23 protein-coding genes are annotated in these 15,511 nt (G+C 44.2%); 10 read left to right on the top strand and 13 right to left on the bottom strand.

What is annotated here, in order from left to right:
* Positions 1–88: 88 nt before the first annotated feature.
* From AC4JOV_RS04560 to nifB, 5 genes are all read right to left on the bottom strand, one after another.
* On the bottom strand, positions 89–283 hold the full coding sequence (locus AC4JOV_RS04560; RefSeq protein ID WP_229936325.1) for a CCE_0567 family metalloprotein: 195 nt from the start codon (positions 281–283) through the stop codon (positions 89–91).
* Positions 284–418: 135 nt separating this feature from the next.
* Positions 419–646, bottom strand: a complete 228-nt coding sequence (locus AC4JOV_RS04555) for a FeoA family protein (RefSeq protein ID WP_229936326.1) — start codon at positions 644–646, stop codon at positions 419–421.
* 50 nt (positions 647–696) lie between these two features.
* Positions 697–1,521, bottom strand: coding sequence for a GNAT family N-acetyltransferase (locus tag AC4JOV_RS04550; RefSeq protein ID WP_229936327.1), 825 nt, complete (start codon positions 1,519–1,521; stop codon positions 697–699).
* Positions 1,512–2,627: a homocitrate synthase gene (gene nifV / locus AC4JOV_RS04545; protein ID WP_229936328.1), complete on the bottom strand. Its 1,116-nt coding sequence runs from the start codon at positions 2,625–2,627 to the stop codon at positions 1,512–1,514. The genes AC4JOV_RS04550 and nifV overlap by 10 nt, the downstream gene beginning before the upstream one ends.
* Positions 2,628–2,746: 119 nt before the next feature.
* Entirely contained in the window at positions 2,747–4,165 is a 1,419-nt protein-coding gene (gene nifB, locus AC4JOV_RS04540; protein WP_229936329.1) for a nitrogenase cofactor biosynthesis protein NifB, read from the bottom strand.
* Positions 4,166–4,422: 257 nt separating this feature from the next.
* Between nifB and AC4JOV_RS04535 the strand changes: the two genes are divergently transcribed.
* From AC4JOV_RS04535 to clpX, 5 genes are all read left to right on the top strand, one after another.
* On the top strand, positions 4,423–4,860 hold the full coding sequence (locus tag AC4JOV_RS04535) for a NifB/NifX family molybdenum-iron cluster-binding protein (protein ID WP_229936330.1): 438 nt from the start codon (positions 4,423–4,425) through the stop codon (positions 4,858–4,860).
* A gap of 10 nt (positions 4,861–4,870) precedes the next feature.
* Entirely contained in the window at positions 4,871–5,338 is a 468-nt protein-coding gene (locus AC4JOV_RS04530; RefSeq protein ID WP_229936331.1) for a phospholipase D-like domain-containing protein, read from the top strand.
* Positions 5,338–6,183, top strand: coding sequence for an SIR2 family protein (locus AC4JOV_RS04525; protein ID WP_229936332.1), 846 nt, complete (start codon positions 5,338–5,340; stop codon positions 6,181–6,183). The genes AC4JOV_RS04530 and AC4JOV_RS04525 overlap by 1 nt, the downstream gene beginning before the upstream one ends.
* A gap of 184 nt (positions 6,184–6,367) precedes the next feature.
* Positions 6,368–6,967 (top strand): ClpP family protease, encoded by a 600-nt coding sequence (locus AC4JOV_RS04520; protein WP_229936333.1) that lies wholly within the window; start codon positions 6,368–6,370, stop codon positions 6,965–6,967.
* On the top strand, positions 6,964–8,178 hold the full coding sequence (gene clpX, locus AC4JOV_RS04515; RefSeq protein ID WP_229936334.1) for an ATP-dependent Clp protease ATP-binding subunit ClpX: 1,215 nt from the start codon (positions 6,964–6,966) through the stop codon (positions 8,176–8,178). Before AC4JOV_RS04520 ends, clpX begins: the two co-directional genes overlap by 4 nt.
* 161 nt (positions 8,179–8,339) lie before the next feature.
* Here clpX and AC4JOV_RS04510 read toward each other — a convergent pair whose 3' ends face one another.
* The gene (locus tag AC4JOV_RS04510; RefSeq protein WP_229936335.1) at positions 8,340–8,741 is read right to left on the bottom strand and encodes a DUF3997 domain-containing protein; all 402 of its coding nucleotides are present in this window, start codon (positions 8,739–8,741) and stop codon (positions 8,340–8,342) included.
* 597 nt (positions 8,742–9,338) lie between these two features.
* Between AC4JOV_RS04510 and AC4JOV_RS04505 the strand changes: the two genes are divergently transcribed.
* The 4 genes from AC4JOV_RS04505 (at position 9,339) to AC4JOV_RS04490 (ending at position 11,742) form a co-directional block, all read left to right on the top strand.
* Positions 9,339–10,523: a NifS family cysteine desulfurase gene (locus AC4JOV_RS04505; RefSeq protein WP_229936336.1), complete on the top strand. Its 1,185-nt coding sequence runs from the start codon at positions 9,339–9,341 to the stop codon at positions 10,521–10,523.
* Positions 10,523–10,852 carry a hypothetical protein gene (locus AC4JOV_RS04500; RefSeq protein WP_229936337.1) on the top strand — a complete coding sequence of 110 codons (330 nt, stop codon included), beginning with the start codon at positions 10,523–10,525 and terminating at the stop codon, positions 10,850–10,852. The genes AC4JOV_RS04505 and AC4JOV_RS04500 overlap by 1 nt, the downstream gene beginning before the upstream one ends.
* A 28-nt stretch (positions 10,853–10,880) precedes the next feature.
* On the top strand, positions 10,881–11,090 hold the full coding sequence (locus AC4JOV_RS04495) for a hypothetical protein (RefSeq protein ID WP_229936338.1): 210 nt from the start codon (positions 10,881–10,883) through the stop codon (positions 11,088–11,090).
* A gap of 88 nt (positions 11,091–11,178) precedes the next feature.
* Positions 11,179–11,742, top strand: a complete 564-nt coding sequence (locus tag AC4JOV_RS04490; RefSeq protein ID WP_229936339.1) for a hypothetical protein — start codon at positions 11,179–11,181, stop codon at positions 11,740–11,742.
* A gap of 36 nt (positions 11,743–11,778) precedes the next feature.
* On the opposite strand, the gene AC4JOV_RS04485 is transcribed toward AC4JOV_RS04490, so the two are convergent.
* Positions 11,779–12,381, bottom strand: coding sequence for a LysE family translocator (locus tag AC4JOV_RS04485; RefSeq protein ID WP_229936340.1), 603 nt, complete (start codon positions 12,379–12,381; stop codon positions 11,779–11,781).
* A gap of 33 nt (positions 12,382–12,414) precedes the next feature.
* Complete coding sequence (locus tag AC4JOV_RS04480; RefSeq protein WP_229936341.1) at positions 12,415–12,870, bottom strand: DUF2721 domain-containing protein; 456 nt, start codon at positions 12,868–12,870, stop codon at positions 12,415–12,417.
* 145 nt (positions 12,871–13,015) lie between these two features.
* On the opposite strand from AC4JOV_RS04480, the gene AC4JOV_RS04475 reads away from it, so the two are divergent.
* Entirely contained in the window at positions 13,016–13,384 is a 369-nt protein-coding gene (locus tag AC4JOV_RS04475; RefSeq protein WP_229936342.1) for a 4-fold beta flower protein, read from the top strand.
* A gap of 97 nt (positions 13,385–13,481) precedes the next feature.
* Here the strand turns inward: AC4JOV_RS04475 and AC4JOV_RS04470 are convergent, their stop codons facing one another.
* The 5 genes from AC4JOV_RS04470 to AC4JOV_RS04450 are packed head-to-tail and all read right to left on the bottom strand — an operon-like array spanning position 13,482 to position 15,409.
* A complete protein-coding gene (locus tag AC4JOV_RS04470; RefSeq protein ID WP_229936343.1) occupies positions 13,482–13,817 on the bottom strand; it encodes a hypothetical protein in 336 nt (111 codons plus the stop codon).
* A gap of 3 nt (positions 13,818–13,820) precedes the next feature.
* Entirely contained in the window at positions 13,821–14,216 is a 396-nt protein-coding gene (locus AC4JOV_RS04465) for a 4Fe-4S dicluster domain-containing protein (protein ID WP_229936344.1), read from the bottom strand.
* Between the two features lie 24 nt (positions 14,217–14,240).
* Positions 14,241–14,630, bottom strand: a complete 390-nt coding sequence (locus tag AC4JOV_RS04460; RefSeq protein WP_229936345.1) for a 4Fe-4S dicluster domain-containing protein — start codon at positions 14,628–14,630, stop codon at positions 14,241–14,243.
* A complete protein-coding gene (locus tag AC4JOV_RS04455; protein WP_229936346.1) occupies positions 14,630–15,007 on the bottom strand; it encodes a NifB/NifX family molybdenum-iron cluster-binding protein in 378 nt (125 codons plus the stop codon). Before AC4JOV_RS04455 ends, AC4JOV_RS04460 begins: the two co-directional genes overlap by 1 nt.
* A 9-nt stretch (positions 15,008–15,016) precedes the next feature.
* Complete coding sequence (locus AC4JOV_RS04450) at positions 15,017–15,409, bottom strand: 4Fe-4S dicluster domain-containing protein (RefSeq protein ID WP_229936347.1); 393 nt, start codon at positions 15,407–15,409, stop codon at positions 15,017–15,019.
* Positions 15,410–15,511 lie beyond the last annotated feature (102 nt).

Here is a 15,511-nt window from a genome sequence, read left to right as displayed (position 1 = left end):
TTCTAAGAACAAAGCATTGTTTTACAATGCTTACCGACACTTTTCACTATTCACTACTCGTTATTCACTTCTCCGCAGAGCGGAGATATTACAGTCCGTTCTCTGCTTTAAACGTGTTCGCTTCTGTAACTGCAGCAACAAGCTTCTCGCTCAGTTCAGGCATTTTGTCGAAATCGGTCCAGAGTGTATCCTCTACGATATCATGGATCTCTGATGCGATCTCCACCGCCATACGTTTACGTTTTGCCAACTCTTTTTTCAATGTTTTTGTTTCTTCTGACATGTTTTACTCCTTTTAAAATTTAATAGTTTCACGATCATCAATACCGTAAAAAATGCATATTTCATTCTTGAACTGACAAATATACTTTTAATATCGATAATGAACCCGTAGGTCGGGATACAACGACAACCCACCCTACGCGATCTTATGTACCTCTATACACTCTGCTTCGGCTTTTCGAAGTGCAATAAAAGAACTCTCCGTCATCACCTGTACCGTACTTTTGAACAAGCCGTAGTGCTTTACACAGATAGATTCATTCTCTGCAAGTCCCAGTGAACAGAGACGGTTTTTAAGTGAACCACCTATATGGATCGCATCGATCATCGCTGTTTCTCCCACATCCAATTCATGTAACAACATCTCTGACTCCTCTTTTTGTTGCAGGGTGGGTTTGGCAACCCTACGAATCTTCACAATGAAAATGCATAAATATTTTCAAAACGAACATCACTGCCGCCATAACTCATATGGACAAAACGCTGTTTGTTTTGAAAATGAAAACGCTCATACAGGTCAACCACATGTTTGTTCCCTAATGGAACATCTGCCACGACCTTTTTAAGTCCTCTGAAATAGAGAACACCTTTCATCATCTTTTCCGCTTCCTCTTCATGCCCTGCCCTGACCTGCCACGGCCCCAGATAGACCTGTCTGGCATTGACTACGCTTGAGTGCTGAAAACCGTTAGGGAGAGCAAACTTCAAAGAACTGTGACGCTCCATCTCGTCTGTAAGAAACTCCAGCCTATTTTCATTGAATGTCTCTTGATCAATCTTTTTCATAATGCTTTCGAAGTCACTGCTATCAAGCTCTTTGGCATGAGCATTGGTAAAATTGAACGGTGGGACTTTCCCTACATTGAGAAAACGTCCTATCTCCATCTGTGCCTCAAAACCGTAGGATTCAAAAAATGGAACCAAAGCAGGATTTGAATGTACATAGATACGTTGAAAATCATTTTTAAGTACACCTATCAATGTATCAGCCAGCCTTTTTCCGATACCCTGTTTTTGGTACTCCGGTTTTACCATAAAGTACTTCATCTGTGCACTATGTTCAAACTCTATGGCCAGGATAGCTCCGATCAGCTGACCGTTATCATATGCGCCATAACACAAATGAGGAGAATGCATGATCATCAGTTTGATGTGATAACCGTCAACCAGCCAACCCACATCATTGGCGATCGTCACAAGATCATTGACATCGGTAAATTTCAACCAACCTATAAACATACGCTATCCCTGTAGAGATGAAGCAGTTCGGTATCATCCAGTACTCTTTTACGGGAAGTCACGATCTCTCTGATTGCCGGCAGCAGGTTTTTAAGCGATGATTTGTCTGCATCGATTCCAAGTGACTTTAGATGATACATGATCGTAGAAGTTCCGGAGTGCTTTCCGATAGGAAACTCTCTGTGTCCCCCTACTTCGATGGCATCGAACGGCTCATAGGCACTGCCATGTTTCATCATACCGTCTGCATGGATACCGCTTTCATGGGCAAAAAGTCTTTCACCGATGATCGGTGCATTGGGAGCCAGATGTATATTGGCTGCTTTTGCTACCGTATCTATCAAAGTCCGTATTGCAACCGCATCGATCTTTCTGTTCTCACAGTATAGGTGTTTAAGTGCCATACTGATCTGTTCAAAAGAAGCATTCCCTGCTCTCTCTCCTAACCCGATTACTGTAGTGTTGACAGATATTGCTCCGGCATCCAGTCCGCTTATGGCATTGGCATTGGCAAGACCATAGTCATTGTGCGTGTGCATCTCGATGGGCAGAAGGTCCAGACGGCTTAGCCTGCTGATCGTATCAAACGTTCTCGACGGTGTCATGATACCGACCGTATCACAGTAGCGAAACCGGTCTGCACCTACTGCATTCCCCAGTCTCATCACCTCTTCTATAAATTCAAGTGAAGCACGTGATGAGTCCTCTGCCCCGATGCAGACATAGACCCCTTCCTGTTTTGCCGCGGTTACCACCTCTTCAAGCTGTCTCAACATTCTCTCTTTGTTACCGCCGAACTTCACATCGATCAGAATATCCGAAACCGGTATAGAGAGATCAACCGCCTTCACGCCACAGGCGATAGAGGCTTCCAGATCATGCATCGTGGCACGGTTCCATGTCATCATCTGGGCATCAAGACCCAACGCCAAAAGCTCTTTGATATCTTCCTGCTCACAGACTCCCATCGCCGGGATACCGATCTCAAGTTCATCCGCACCGCATGCGACGAGCCCCTGTGCGATCTCAAGCTTTTCCCGGGTATTGAAGGCGACATACGGTGCCTGTTCCCCGTCTCTTAACGTTGTATCATTGATCCATGCCATCTTTTCTTCCTTATTGTTTCCATCACATCCGTAGGGTGGGTTTGCTAACCCACCAAAATTAATATCTAAGCAAATTGTCAAAACGGTGGGTTGGCAAACCCACCCTACGCAAAGGATATTTAATTCGCCTCCAGCTCCTCTGGCAGGTTGAAGTACTTGCGTGTTGCTTTCAGTACTGAAGCTTCGATCGGCTCAAATGCGTAACTCTGATCTGCGATCAATCCTGCGTTTGCCAGATCATCCTGAGGACATCCCCCGATCTTGGCAGTGAGGATCAGTTTACAGTCTTTGAGTTTTTCGATAATGCCATCGATCGGATTGGCTCCATCCGGTCCGGCACAGTACTCATATTCCACTTTTCTGTGATGGATAAATCTGATACCCCTATCTCCGGCCTCATAGATCAGGAACTCTTTGACCGAACCGAAGTGCTGGTTGATCATCCCTTCACCTGCCGTCGTGACCGCAACAAGGATCGTCTGACCGTCACTGCTTAGATCTTCTTTCTCTTTGCGTACACGCTCATTGGCTTTATCAAGGAAGAACCTGAACTCTTCGATCTTCTCCTGCGTCTCCTTACGTCCTTCAAGATCATACTTGACCTCAAGGTCATCAAAACTCATAGTCGCAAACGTATCTTTTGTAAACTCCTGGCCTCTGTCCTCACCGATAAGTCCTACGGCATCGGCACGACACTGACGACAGTGCTGCATCAGCTTCATATCCATACCGCACGCTTCCTGTACCTCCATCTGCTGCTGGTCAGTAGCACTTGGGACACCGTCAAGACCAAACTTCGTACCGTGTTCAGGTTCGGAGATGATCGGCATAATATTATGGAGGAATACACCGATCTCTTTTAGCTTTTTAGCCACTTCCGGAAGGTGCTTGTCATTGATACCCGGGATCAATACCGAGTTTGCCTTGATCAAGATACCGTTTTCAACACACTTCTTCATCCCCTCAAGCTGACGTTCCAAAAGGATCTGTGCCGCCTCTTTCCCGTAGTAACGCTTATTGTTATAGAAGATCCAAGGGTAGATCTGAGAACCGATCTCTCCGGTAGTATCCACACTGTTGACCGTCACTGTGACATGGTCGATATTATACTTGACCATCTCATCCACAAATTTTGGAAGCTCCAAACCGTTTGTAGAGAGACAAAGTTTCAAATCAGGTGCTTTCTCTCTGACCAGTTCAAAGGTCTTAAATGTCTTTTCGGGGTTTGCAAGAGCATCACCGGGACCTGCGATCCCAAGTACGCTCAGACGTTGTACCTCTCCACCAACATACATCACTTTTTTTGCAGATTCTTCCGGAGTAAGTCTTTCACTTGTAACTCCAGGACGGCTCTCATTGGAACAGTCATATTTACGGTTACAGTAATTACATTGTATATTACATGCAGGAGCTACCGCAACATGTATACGTGCATAGTGATGGTGCGCCCCCTCAGAATAACATGGATGGTTATGAATCTTCTCCTGAATATCCTCAGGCATAAAATTTTCTGCCGGATTACTAGAACAACAACTCATTGTTTCTCCTTTTCATTATATATATTCAGAATGACCTCGCATCATGTAGCTATGTATCATCTCTACAGCAATAAATGCAAGATGTGTTCCAACCCAACTCCTATGGTCACCATCCACTTCTTACACCTATCATGACAATTTTGTAGTTTTTTGAATGAAAATGGAATGACTTGTATTTTTGTACGCTTCTTTATCTCTTTCATAGTGGAATACTATTTGCATTAGAGTTACTTAAGAAATTGTAAAAGGTGAAGAGTATGCGTGTAGTGATCCCTGTCAAAAACAGAACAGATGTTTTTCATGACAATATGTTTAAAGCACCGCTTTTTGCAGTCTATACGATTGATCATATTGAACCCAATGTCTATTGCACATGTATAGATATTATCAACAATCCATATAGCAGCCCTGATGATATCAGTCCGGAACACTTTGAAAACCATGGTATCTGCGATCCGGAAAGCTGTACGATGGAACATATCACAGAACACTATATTTTAAGCCATAGAATGAAGAGCTGTGATTATGTCCTTGCAGATCATTTCTGTGCAAATATGACAAAGGCATTACAGGAAAAGGGAGTTGCTATCTATAAGATCTCTCCTTTTTTACATTCACCGGATATCGCAATCAAAAATTTTATTTTAGGAGTCTCACTTGCAAGTAAATTACAACACATACACTTTAGAACTTGAGGATATTCCCATGGATATAGGTTACGCATCAGAAAAAATTACATTGTACGATGAAAAGAATACGAAACACAGTGTTGGCGGGCACAACGGGAAAACACAATTGATCATCTCTCTGCCTTTTATCAACAAAACAGTAAAAGATGAGCTAAAAGAGATCGATACACTCCTCTCATCAGAAGAAGAGAATGGGGTAGAGTGCCACCTGGTCGTCGCCAATGAGAAGCACGCAGATCCACACCTGGAACATATGGACTTTCTCATTGATAAAGAGGGTGAGTTTGGAGACTGGTACGGTATCAGACTGCATGGGGACCTACTGGAGGGGGAGTTCACCAAGTCGCTGATGCTCATCTCAAAAGACGGTGCGCTCTTTTACGATGAGTATCCACACGATGTCAGCAGTGCTTTCAATCACGATACGCTGCTCAGAAAGCTAACAGCAGCACAAACCTGTTATACAGGGAAAGGATGTCACTAATGACAGCACTTACAATCGATGACACCATCGAAACGATCAAAAAAGAACTAAGAAACCAAACCACTGTGCCCTACTTCGGTATGGGTATTTTCGAAGGTACGAAAACAAAAGAGGGTGAACAGATGCCCTATGACTCAGACTCTATGATCCTGATGATGAATAACGGCAGGGCAATGAGTGACAGGCTGATGTTCGAATACTCCAGGGCAGCGATGCACCTTGAGCAGAGAAGAGGGGTTGACTATATCCAGCAGATGATGAACTGGATCTATACCAAAGAGTTCGACCCTACACAACTGCAAAAAACCATTCTCAATATGCAGCCGCGCTATATTATCGATACAAACCGTGACAGCAAGATCCAAGAACTGCTCGCTTATGAGCCCCATACCCTCATCATCGGAAAGTCCAGGATACTGAACAATGACTACAGGTATGAGATCTTCGAGTGGGATATGGAGGATCAAAAATATTTTCAGGTAGAAGAGGAGGCACTCGATGATGCAAAAAAAATTCTCTTTAAACCGATGGGAACCCCACTGCCGGAACCGAGTTTTGTGATATCGGATGCAGACTATGTGGATTGGCTGACTGAAGCGATGGGCGGATTTGCCGTACCTTCCGTACTGAAAACCTATAGAAAGACAAAAAAATATCTCTTTTTAGGTACAGCCTTTGACCGTGATACGGACAGAATGGTCGCCAATGAACTTACACTTGACCTGGAGGGCGGGTACTTTATCAATGACCAACCGCTGACCAAAAAAGAGGAAAAATTTATCGAAAAACACAACCTTGAACTGCTGGAGATGTCGCTGGAAGAGTTTACGAAAGCGTTTGTATAGTAATGATGAAGAGTATAAAAAAACAAAAAGAGTTCTTGCAAGCAGGAAGTACCCTCGGAATACTCTCTGTTGCAATGAAATATTGTTTTAAAAGCGAAACCAGTTTCGCAAGAGCCGTCTGCTAAAGACAATAGCGTGTCCAGGAGCTTTGCTTCTGGACAAATCAGCATAGAAAGGATAAACGATGCCATATATACCAACGGTAAAAGACCGATCACCAAGAGGAGAGCGATACTTCGACCTCTTCTCCAAACTCATGGGAGACAGGGTCATTATGATCACAGAGCCCATCGATGACCATATGATGGGTATTATCGTCTCACAGCTGCTTTACCTTGAGGCAGAAGACTCCAGCGAGCCTATCCATATGTATATCAGTTCTCCGGGAGGATCGGTGATGGCAGGACTGGCGATACTCGATACGATGCAGTTTATCTCGGCGCCCGTATATACGTACGGCATGGGACTTGTAGCCTCTATGGCGGCCGTACTCTTTACCTGCGGTGAACCGGGGCATAGATATATCCTCCCAAATGCCGAAGTGATGATCCACCAGCCTTTGGGCGGGGCTTCAGGTCAGGCCAGTGATATAGAGATACAGGCCAACCATATCATCAGCCTGAAAAAACGCCTCTACAAGATCATCTCTACAGCAACGGGAAAACATATCAAAACGATAGAAAAAGAGAGTGACAGGGATAACTACTTCATCGCAACCGAAGCGATCAAGTTCGGCCTTGCTGACCAGATACTCTCAAACCTGACGCAAAAGGATAACTCATGAGCAAAGAAAAAACCTGTGCATTCTGCGGAAGAAAGCAGAGTGAAGTAAAAAAAATGTTCTCATCAGAGAAGACCAATATCTGTAATGAATGTGTCACCACCTGTGCAGCAATCCTGCAAAAAGAGGTACGTTATGAAGAGCAGCAATCAATGCATGCAGAACTTCCCAAACCTGAAAAGATCGTAACATTCCTGGATAAGTATATTATCGGTCAGGAAGAGGCAAAAAAAGTCCTTGCCGTGGCGCTCTATAACCACTACAAACGTATCGAAAACCCGATCTACAACAATGTAGAACTGGAAAAGAGTAATATCCTGCTGCTTGGTCCGACAGGAAGCGGTAAGACACTGCTTGCAAAATCGCTTGCCAAGGTGATGAAGGTTCCTTTTGCCGTGGCTGATGCGACAGCGCTCACTGAGGCGGGTTATGTGGGAGAGGATGTGGAGAGTATCCTCTCCCGTCTGCTTGCAGCAGCGAACTACGATGTCGAACTGGCACAGAGAGGTATCATCTATATCGATGAGATCGACAAGGTAGCCAGAAAGAGCGAAAGCTCCACGATGGGCAGAGACGTCTCAGGAGAAGGGGTACAGCAGGGACTGCTTAAGATCCTGGAAGGTGCGGAGGTCTATGTACCGGTCAAAGGAAGCCGTAAGAACTCCACGACTGAGACGGTACTCTTTGATACGACACATGTACTCTTTGTCTGTGGCGGGGCCTTTGTCGGACTGGTACCGGATACACATACCAAAAAGACCAACAAGGTCGGGTTCAGTTCCGTACAGAAAACAGAAGTGAAAGAGTTTAAAGTCGACCAAAAAGCCCTGGTGCATTACGGGATGATCCCGGAGTTCATCGGACGTATACCGATCATCGCACAGCTCAGAGAGCTGACAAAAGATCAGATGGTGCAGATCCTCAGAGAACCGGACAATGCCCTGATCAAACAGTTCCAGGCGCTCTTTGAGATGGACGGTATCGCACTGGAGTTTGAAGATGCAGCACTTGAAGCTATCGCACAAAAAGCGATAGACAAAGGGGTCGGGGCTCGTGGTCTCAGAGGGATCATAGAAGAGTCGATGCTTCCGCTTCAGTACAGCTGCCCTTCCAAAGAGGGACTGGAGAAGTGTATCATCACAGAATCAGTGATCAAAGACCCGACCCAGGAACCGATCTATACCTTCAAAAAAGAAGAGAGCGCCGAGGCGTGATCTTCAACTTCACCTCCTCCTCTCGCTCCCAAACTGAGAAACTGTGAAAGAACTCACGGAGATAGAAGTGTAGGTCGGGGTATCCTCACTTCGACACCATTGACGTTTTCTCCACATAGAGTGGGTGTCGGGATAAGGGTATCCCGACCTACTTTTATTTATCAAAATATTAATTCTATATTCAGTAGTTCTTTTTTCTTAGTAAGTTCATCTAAATCTTTATATGCACCATATCGTATATCTTTTTTTGTATCAATAATATAATAATAAATTTTTCCCTCTTTTAAGATATTACGTTCTTTAAACCCTACTACACAGTTCATATCATAGTGGAATTTTATTTTTGCAATAATATATTGTTCATTGTATTTATAATCAATCACTTGGCAAGGGATATATACATCACTATCGATTGATAAAGGATTTTTCATAATCAACTTTTGTTGTAGGGATTCAGACATATAGGTATAATTGTTAGGTAAATCTTCCACTATATCTGAAACACCTGCTCCACATCCTATCATTATAATAAAGCTAAAAATACTAAAGATAAACTTTTTCATTATCCAACCCCTTTTCACTCACTAAACTATAATAAAAGTTCTCCTCGCTCCCATCGTCCCCGATGGAAGTGTATATATATGACTGATAATTATCATTCAACTTTCTCTCGTTCCCGATCTCCTGATCGGGAATGCATATGCTACATTGTAACGTAATGGCATATAGATACCAGCTAACGCTGGACTTGAACATAATTGATCATTTAACGGTTGGTATACACTCCGCATCAGAAGATACGGAGCGAGAGAAGAAGTGTAGGTCGGGGTGCCCTCACCCCGACACCATTGACGTTTTCTCCATATAGGGTGGATGTCGGGATAAGGGTATCCCGACCTACAGATACCCTAGAGATAGGACGAGGGGTAGTCTTTCGCGTAGGGTGCGTAGCCACGCACCAAAACAGAAGATTGAAAAGTCGTATACATTCTTTCATACACTCAAATACTCCACACAACTATATACTCCCTCGCAAAGCATGTGGACGATAAAAAAGAATATTTTTTCCATAAATTTTGAACCTTTTTGCAGAAAAACCCCCTTCTCGAACAAAATTTGCAATCAGACAAATATAGTCTAAAATAAAAAAGGATACAAACATGAGAGTCTACCTTGATAATAATGCAACCACAAAGATCGATCCGATGGTTACAATGAAGATGCAGCCGTTTTTGGGCGAGTACTACGGCAACCCCAACTCTCTACACCAGTACGGTATGGAAGTTCGCCCTCACCTGAATGAAGCACTGGGTTATATGTATGATGCACTGAATGTACCTGATGAGGATGACATTCTTGTCACTTCCTGTGCGACAGAGAGTAACAATACTGTCATGAAAGGGGTTTACTTCAAACATATCCTGAAAAATCCCGAGAAGAACCATATCGTCACTACATCCGTCGAACACCCCTGTATCCTTGATACACTTCATTTTCTAAGTGACAACGGTCTGGTTGATGTGACCTATGTGGATGTGGATGAGAACGGGGGCATCAAAGCGGAAGATATCAAAGCTGCCGTGACGGACAAAACCGTACTTATCAGCATGATGTGGGCAAACAACGAAACCGGTATGATCTTCCCGGTTGCAGAGGTCAGCAGATTTGCCAAAGAGAAAGGGATACTCTTTCACACCGATGCGGTACAGGCGATCGGTAAGATCCCTGTAGATCTGAGCAGCGTCGATGTGGACTACCTGACCTTCTCAGCGCATAAGTTCCATGGTCCCAAAGGGATCGGAGGTCTCTATGTCAAAAAAGGAAAGAGCCTTCCGAACCTCCTCCATGGCGGTGAACAGATGGGAGGTAAACGTGCAGGTACACTCAATGTCGCTTCTATCGTAGGTATGGGACTTGCGATGAAACAGGCTGCAGGGCATGTGGAGAAGATGAATACCGAAGTAAGAAGGCTGCGCGACAAACTGGAAGATGCACTTGCAAAAATCCCGGATACGATCATCGTGGGACCAAGAGATAACCGTACGCCGAACACCCTGCTGATCTCTCTTAAGGGGATAGAGGGTGAAGCGATGCTCTGGGATCTCAACAAAAAAGGGATCGCAGCCTCTACAGGTAGTGCCTGTGCCTCTGAATCGCTTGAGGCCAACCCTGTGATGACCGCTATCGGTGAAGACCCTGAGCTTGCCCATACGGCGATGCGCCTTTCTCTCTCAAGGTTCACTACTGAAGAGGAGATCGATTATGTCATTGAGGCATTTACCAAAGCTGCAGAGCGTCTACGTTCTATCTCTTCCACCTATGCCTATACAAACGAAGTGGGGTAATGAGAAAATACCGTAATATCACAAACAGCGAACTCACCAAACTTGGTGTAGTCCGTGAGTGGGATGAGTCTATCGCAAGCCGTTTAAGACCGGGAGCCAAGCTCCTTTGGATACATTATCACCGAAAACAATACACTCAAAAACATAACGATAATAAATGTTTCATCCGCAGTGTTGAGATCATCAATATCAGTGAGTATGATATCATCACAAATTTTGGAAAATACTCGCTACAAACAGGTAGAAGTCTCCACAGTACCTATAAAAGTATACGTCCCTGTGACTGTTACGGGCGTCTCTATCTTCCCAAAAACCTATATAACGTATAAAAATATCACATGCTAAAAGGAGAGTCCTATGATCTTTATCATCGATATCCGTATAGATGGAGAGCAGAAACGTACCTACAAAATCGAAGCAAAAGATGAAACAGAAGCCAAAGAGCGTCTTAAGCTCCGACTTCCTCCGCACCAAAGAGATACCCTCCTTATCGACTCGATCCAGATAGACCCTACAACAGTCGGTATAGAAGAACCTTATGGTACTTTTCTGCTTGATAATGATTGATCGGCGGGTTGGCAAACCCACCCTACAAAAACAACTATAGAATATTTTTTGCATCTATAGAAGTACCACATAATTAGGAGTAAATACCATGTCAAACGTACAAAATTTCATCTATGATAACAACCTGCAGTGGCAGGCATCATTTAACGACAAAACAGATAACTGTGCTTACGGATACAGAGGGTCACTTGTGATCACGCCCGGAAAAGTACTCTCTGCAGATAAACAGCTGCCGCCAAAAGCTACGGCAACACAAGTGATCCTCACATCAAATTCAGATAAGATAGACTTTATCGCGTGTGAGCTTGAAACACTGGATTTCTTTGAACCGTTTGTTGAGAGATACAAAGAGGTGCTTTCACCGGATGGACTTTACCTGCTTTTTGTCACAGACCTGGATGCAGACGGTAAGTTCGAGTATGAAGGGTTTACCTTCTATGCCTTTGCACTGGATGAAAGTTCGGTATGGAATGAACTGCTTGACCATGCAGACCTCTCCAAAGGTGACCTTAAAAGACTCAGTCCGGCTGAGAAGATCGATGAAGTTTACAGCGAGATCAAAAGCAGTACGCTCTATATCAGCGAGAAGAGCTACGAAGAGATCAAAGCACTGCAAAGCAGTGAGGGGAAAGTACTTTTCGGTGCTGTCTGATGCACCCGGAGCATCCCCCGCTCCGTTCCTTTACCTTTAGCCTCCTATCATCTCCATCATCAAAGAGATTCCGAACCCTGCCAACAACAGTGCCGAGAAGAGATTGAGTCCGTACCTGACAGGCGGAGAGATACGATGTTTCGATCGATGGACCAGATAGGGCATCAGCGTGATCCACAACACTATGGCACTAAAAAGTCCAGCAAAAACCATAAGCGGATCGAGCGCTCTGTTTTTCGTATAACTTGAGACGCTCAACCAAAATACGATAGTGTAGGGATTGATGAGTGTCAGAATCAAGCCCTGCAGATAAACCGTCAAGACACCTTTTCTCTCTTCGGTTATCTCAGCGCCTATATGACGATTCCGATCCTGGTAAATACGATACGCCAGATAAAAAAGAAAGAGCATACTGCAGAGAGACAGCAGCTCCGATACGATGCCGTTTTGCAACAGCTGTATCATCCCGAAAAGGATCAGGCCAAGGTAAAGTGCATCCGCACTCATCGCACCCAAACCGGTCAGGACCGCCTGGGGATAACTTCTCAATGCGCGGTTCATCAACAGTAGATTGATTGGCCCCAGGGGTATAGCTGCACCCATTCCCAGCAAAAACCCTTCGGTCAATGAGAGCAGCATCAGCACTCCTTATTTGGTGCTCTGCACGAAGACTCAGCGGGCATAATACTCTATCCGGATCATCGCTGTGGAGAAATAGATCTCTCTTAGAAAAAGGAGCAACGAGATGATCAGTGAGATCATCGCAACAATAAAAAAGAGGGAGACCAGGGTATTTGTATGAAAAGCAAACAGTGCACTCGCAAAAATGGTAAGAATAATAATGGCTACCATCAGCCCCGTAGCCGTACAGAAAAAAATCGTCAAATTGGTATTGCCCATACGTTTGAGCAGCAGACTCCTTCTCTCTGAACGCTTTTTGTCCTCCTGATACTCTCCATCCTTCTTCCGCCTGGCCTGCAGATAGGCATCCATCTTTTCAAGCTTGTCCGTGATCCGTGCAAGCCTGCCTGTAAACACATTCAAAAGACCGGCTACCCCGACAAGTAGAAAAACAGGAGCCACTGCAGATTGAATAATATGTGTGATCATATTGGTATCAGGGATCATACCATACCCTTTTTGGTGTATTATACACCAAAACACCCTATCTGTGTAGTGGAAAATGCTGATAAATTCATCACTCTTTGTTCCCTTTTCCCTCTTTTTTAAGCCATAATAGATAATGAAACAATTCAACACAGAGGAGTAACGTATGAAACTAAATTTCTATGATTGTGATGGAACACCTTATGCCTACAGTGAAGATGCAACAACGATCTATACCTTTGACGGTAAGCCGGTCGCCTATATAGATGTTGAGGATATCTTTACATTTAAAGGTGATCATCTGGGCTATTTTGAGGAGGGAAGTATCTGGGATCATAACGGAGAGATGCTTCTGTTCAGTCGCAGCTCTAGGTTTGGACGCGGGCCTCTAAAGCCTAAAAAATTTCTCAAACCGTTAAAAAGTCTCAAGACGCGTAAACCGCTCAAAGGGCTAAAAGCACTTAAACCGTTAAAGCCTTTGAAAAGTAAAAGCTGGTCTTCCGCCCATCCAAAAGAAGTTTTTATCAGTAGGTAAATTACACGTAAAGACAGAAAGTGTAACTTTCATCTCTTTTTTATCGTCCCTGCCTGGACGATAGAATATGCCTATACCGCTCTCAGTGGTATAAGTACTACAAGATCCTCTCCCGCACACTTGCCTTAAATGCTTTCATTCGGGGGCGTGTGATATACGCCATCGCTTTTTGCTTCTCTTCATCGATCCTTGAAAAAAGTTCATCTGATGGAAAGAGTTCGACCTTTTTGATAAGTTCATGGATCTCTTCATCAAAAAAATCACTGAGCGGATTTTCGAGGTTTTCATAGAGCATCATAAAAATGCTCTTCTCATACTCATCCATTTTACAGCTTTGGTCCACGATCTTGAGTGCTACGGTAATGGCACAGGTGCGCTCAAACGGGTCAAGCAGTTTGGCAACTTCGAAAAGCTTATCGATCTGGTAGACCATGATTTAACCTGCTTCAAGCTCTTCTGGCTCTTCCTGAACCTCTTTGCCTACCCCACGCTGCTCAAGCGGGATATCTTCTCGATACTTTTTCTCTCTATGTGAAGGAGAAAGCAGTTTTCCGCTCTTACTCGTCCCGATCGCATAAAGGTCACTACCCATATAGTGTTCTTCATACTCTTTTGTATAAGGCATATCCCAGGTGATACATCCGATACTTGGACAGATCGCTGCACACTGAGGATCATCAAATACACCTACACACTCGATACACTTTTCAGGCTGTACATAGTAGCGGCTCTCCCCTGTCGGGTTATGCATATCATCTACGATCGCATTGACCGGACAGTTTTGCAGACATGCATCACATGTGATACAGGTATCATCGATAATTACTGACATTATTAACTCCTTTGGATAAAATCATTAGTTATAAAGTTTGAGCGTTTCACCTACGCTCACATGGTTGACTCTGTCATCTATGGGGATATTTTCCCTAAATGGTCTGGGAGAAACCTCCGGAGAGAGAAGCCCTTTTTTCTTATGGACGCGAATCACATAATCATCACTATCAACAAAGTGATCATTATACGCTTCGGTATAAGGCATATCCCAAACGATACATCCCTCAGTCGGACAGACATCGGCACATTTCGGTACAGCAGAATCTACACATTCGATACACTTTTCAGGTTTTACGTAGGTATACTCACCACCATCCAATGGTGACTCATCCGCACTGACGATAGCCGTGGCAGGACACTCTTCGATACATGCATCACAATTGATACAGCTATCAGTGATCAAAACAGCCATTAGGCACCCCTTTCGTTTGCTTTGTGAAATGCTCTCAGCAGCCACATCGGCGGCTGAGTATTGAGCATTTCAATAATATTGTCGATGGAACCTTTGAGCTCCTCACCTTCGGCCACACGAACCGGGTGGATACCGGCTGCCTGCACCATCTGCGAAGCTTTCGGCCCGATCTGAGTACAGTACATGATATCCGCTTCCCCGATCGCCTCGATCTTGTAGCTGAGCTTTTGATGCTCGTCCTCAAAATCTGTCTCGGCATTGATAGTCTTGAGAAGTACTGCACCCTCTTTCGTGATACGGTAAAGGTAGAACTCCTTGGACCAGCCAAAATGCTGATCGATCTTTTCCCCGGTTGACGACGCGAAGGCAACTATCATCCTGTATTCCTAGAACGATGCTGCCACATCAGCATGTGCTTCACGTACATCCATACCGATCTCTTCCATAAATGCTTGAGATTTTACAGAAGGCAACATCAACCCTTTTTTCTTATGATCTCTGATCATATATTTTCCTTCTTCATTCCCTGCAGCGTAGTACGCTTCAAAGTCAGTCGTATACGGCATATCCCATACGATCGCTCCCTCTGTTGGACATACATCTGCACATCTTGGCGTATCTGCATGCCCCACACACTCTACACACGTTTCAGGTTTTACATAGAAGTACTCACCCTCATATGGATTCTTTACATTGTCATCACCTAAAATTGCCGCTACCGGACACTCAGATGCACACGCATCACAACTTATACACTCTTCAGTAATCATTACTGCCATTATTCACTCCTTTTTCATTAAATATGTACGCTTTCAAAGCAAAGCTGTTTGCGTTTACTTAACGGTTCTCATACTTGTGCTCCGAACTCCTTTTTAAAGTAT

It is taken from the genome of Sulfurovum sp. MH2-6 (assembly GCF_058374785.1).
Note: the sequence above shows the minus strand (reverse complement) of the source record. Positions and strands in the feature narration are given on the sequence as shown.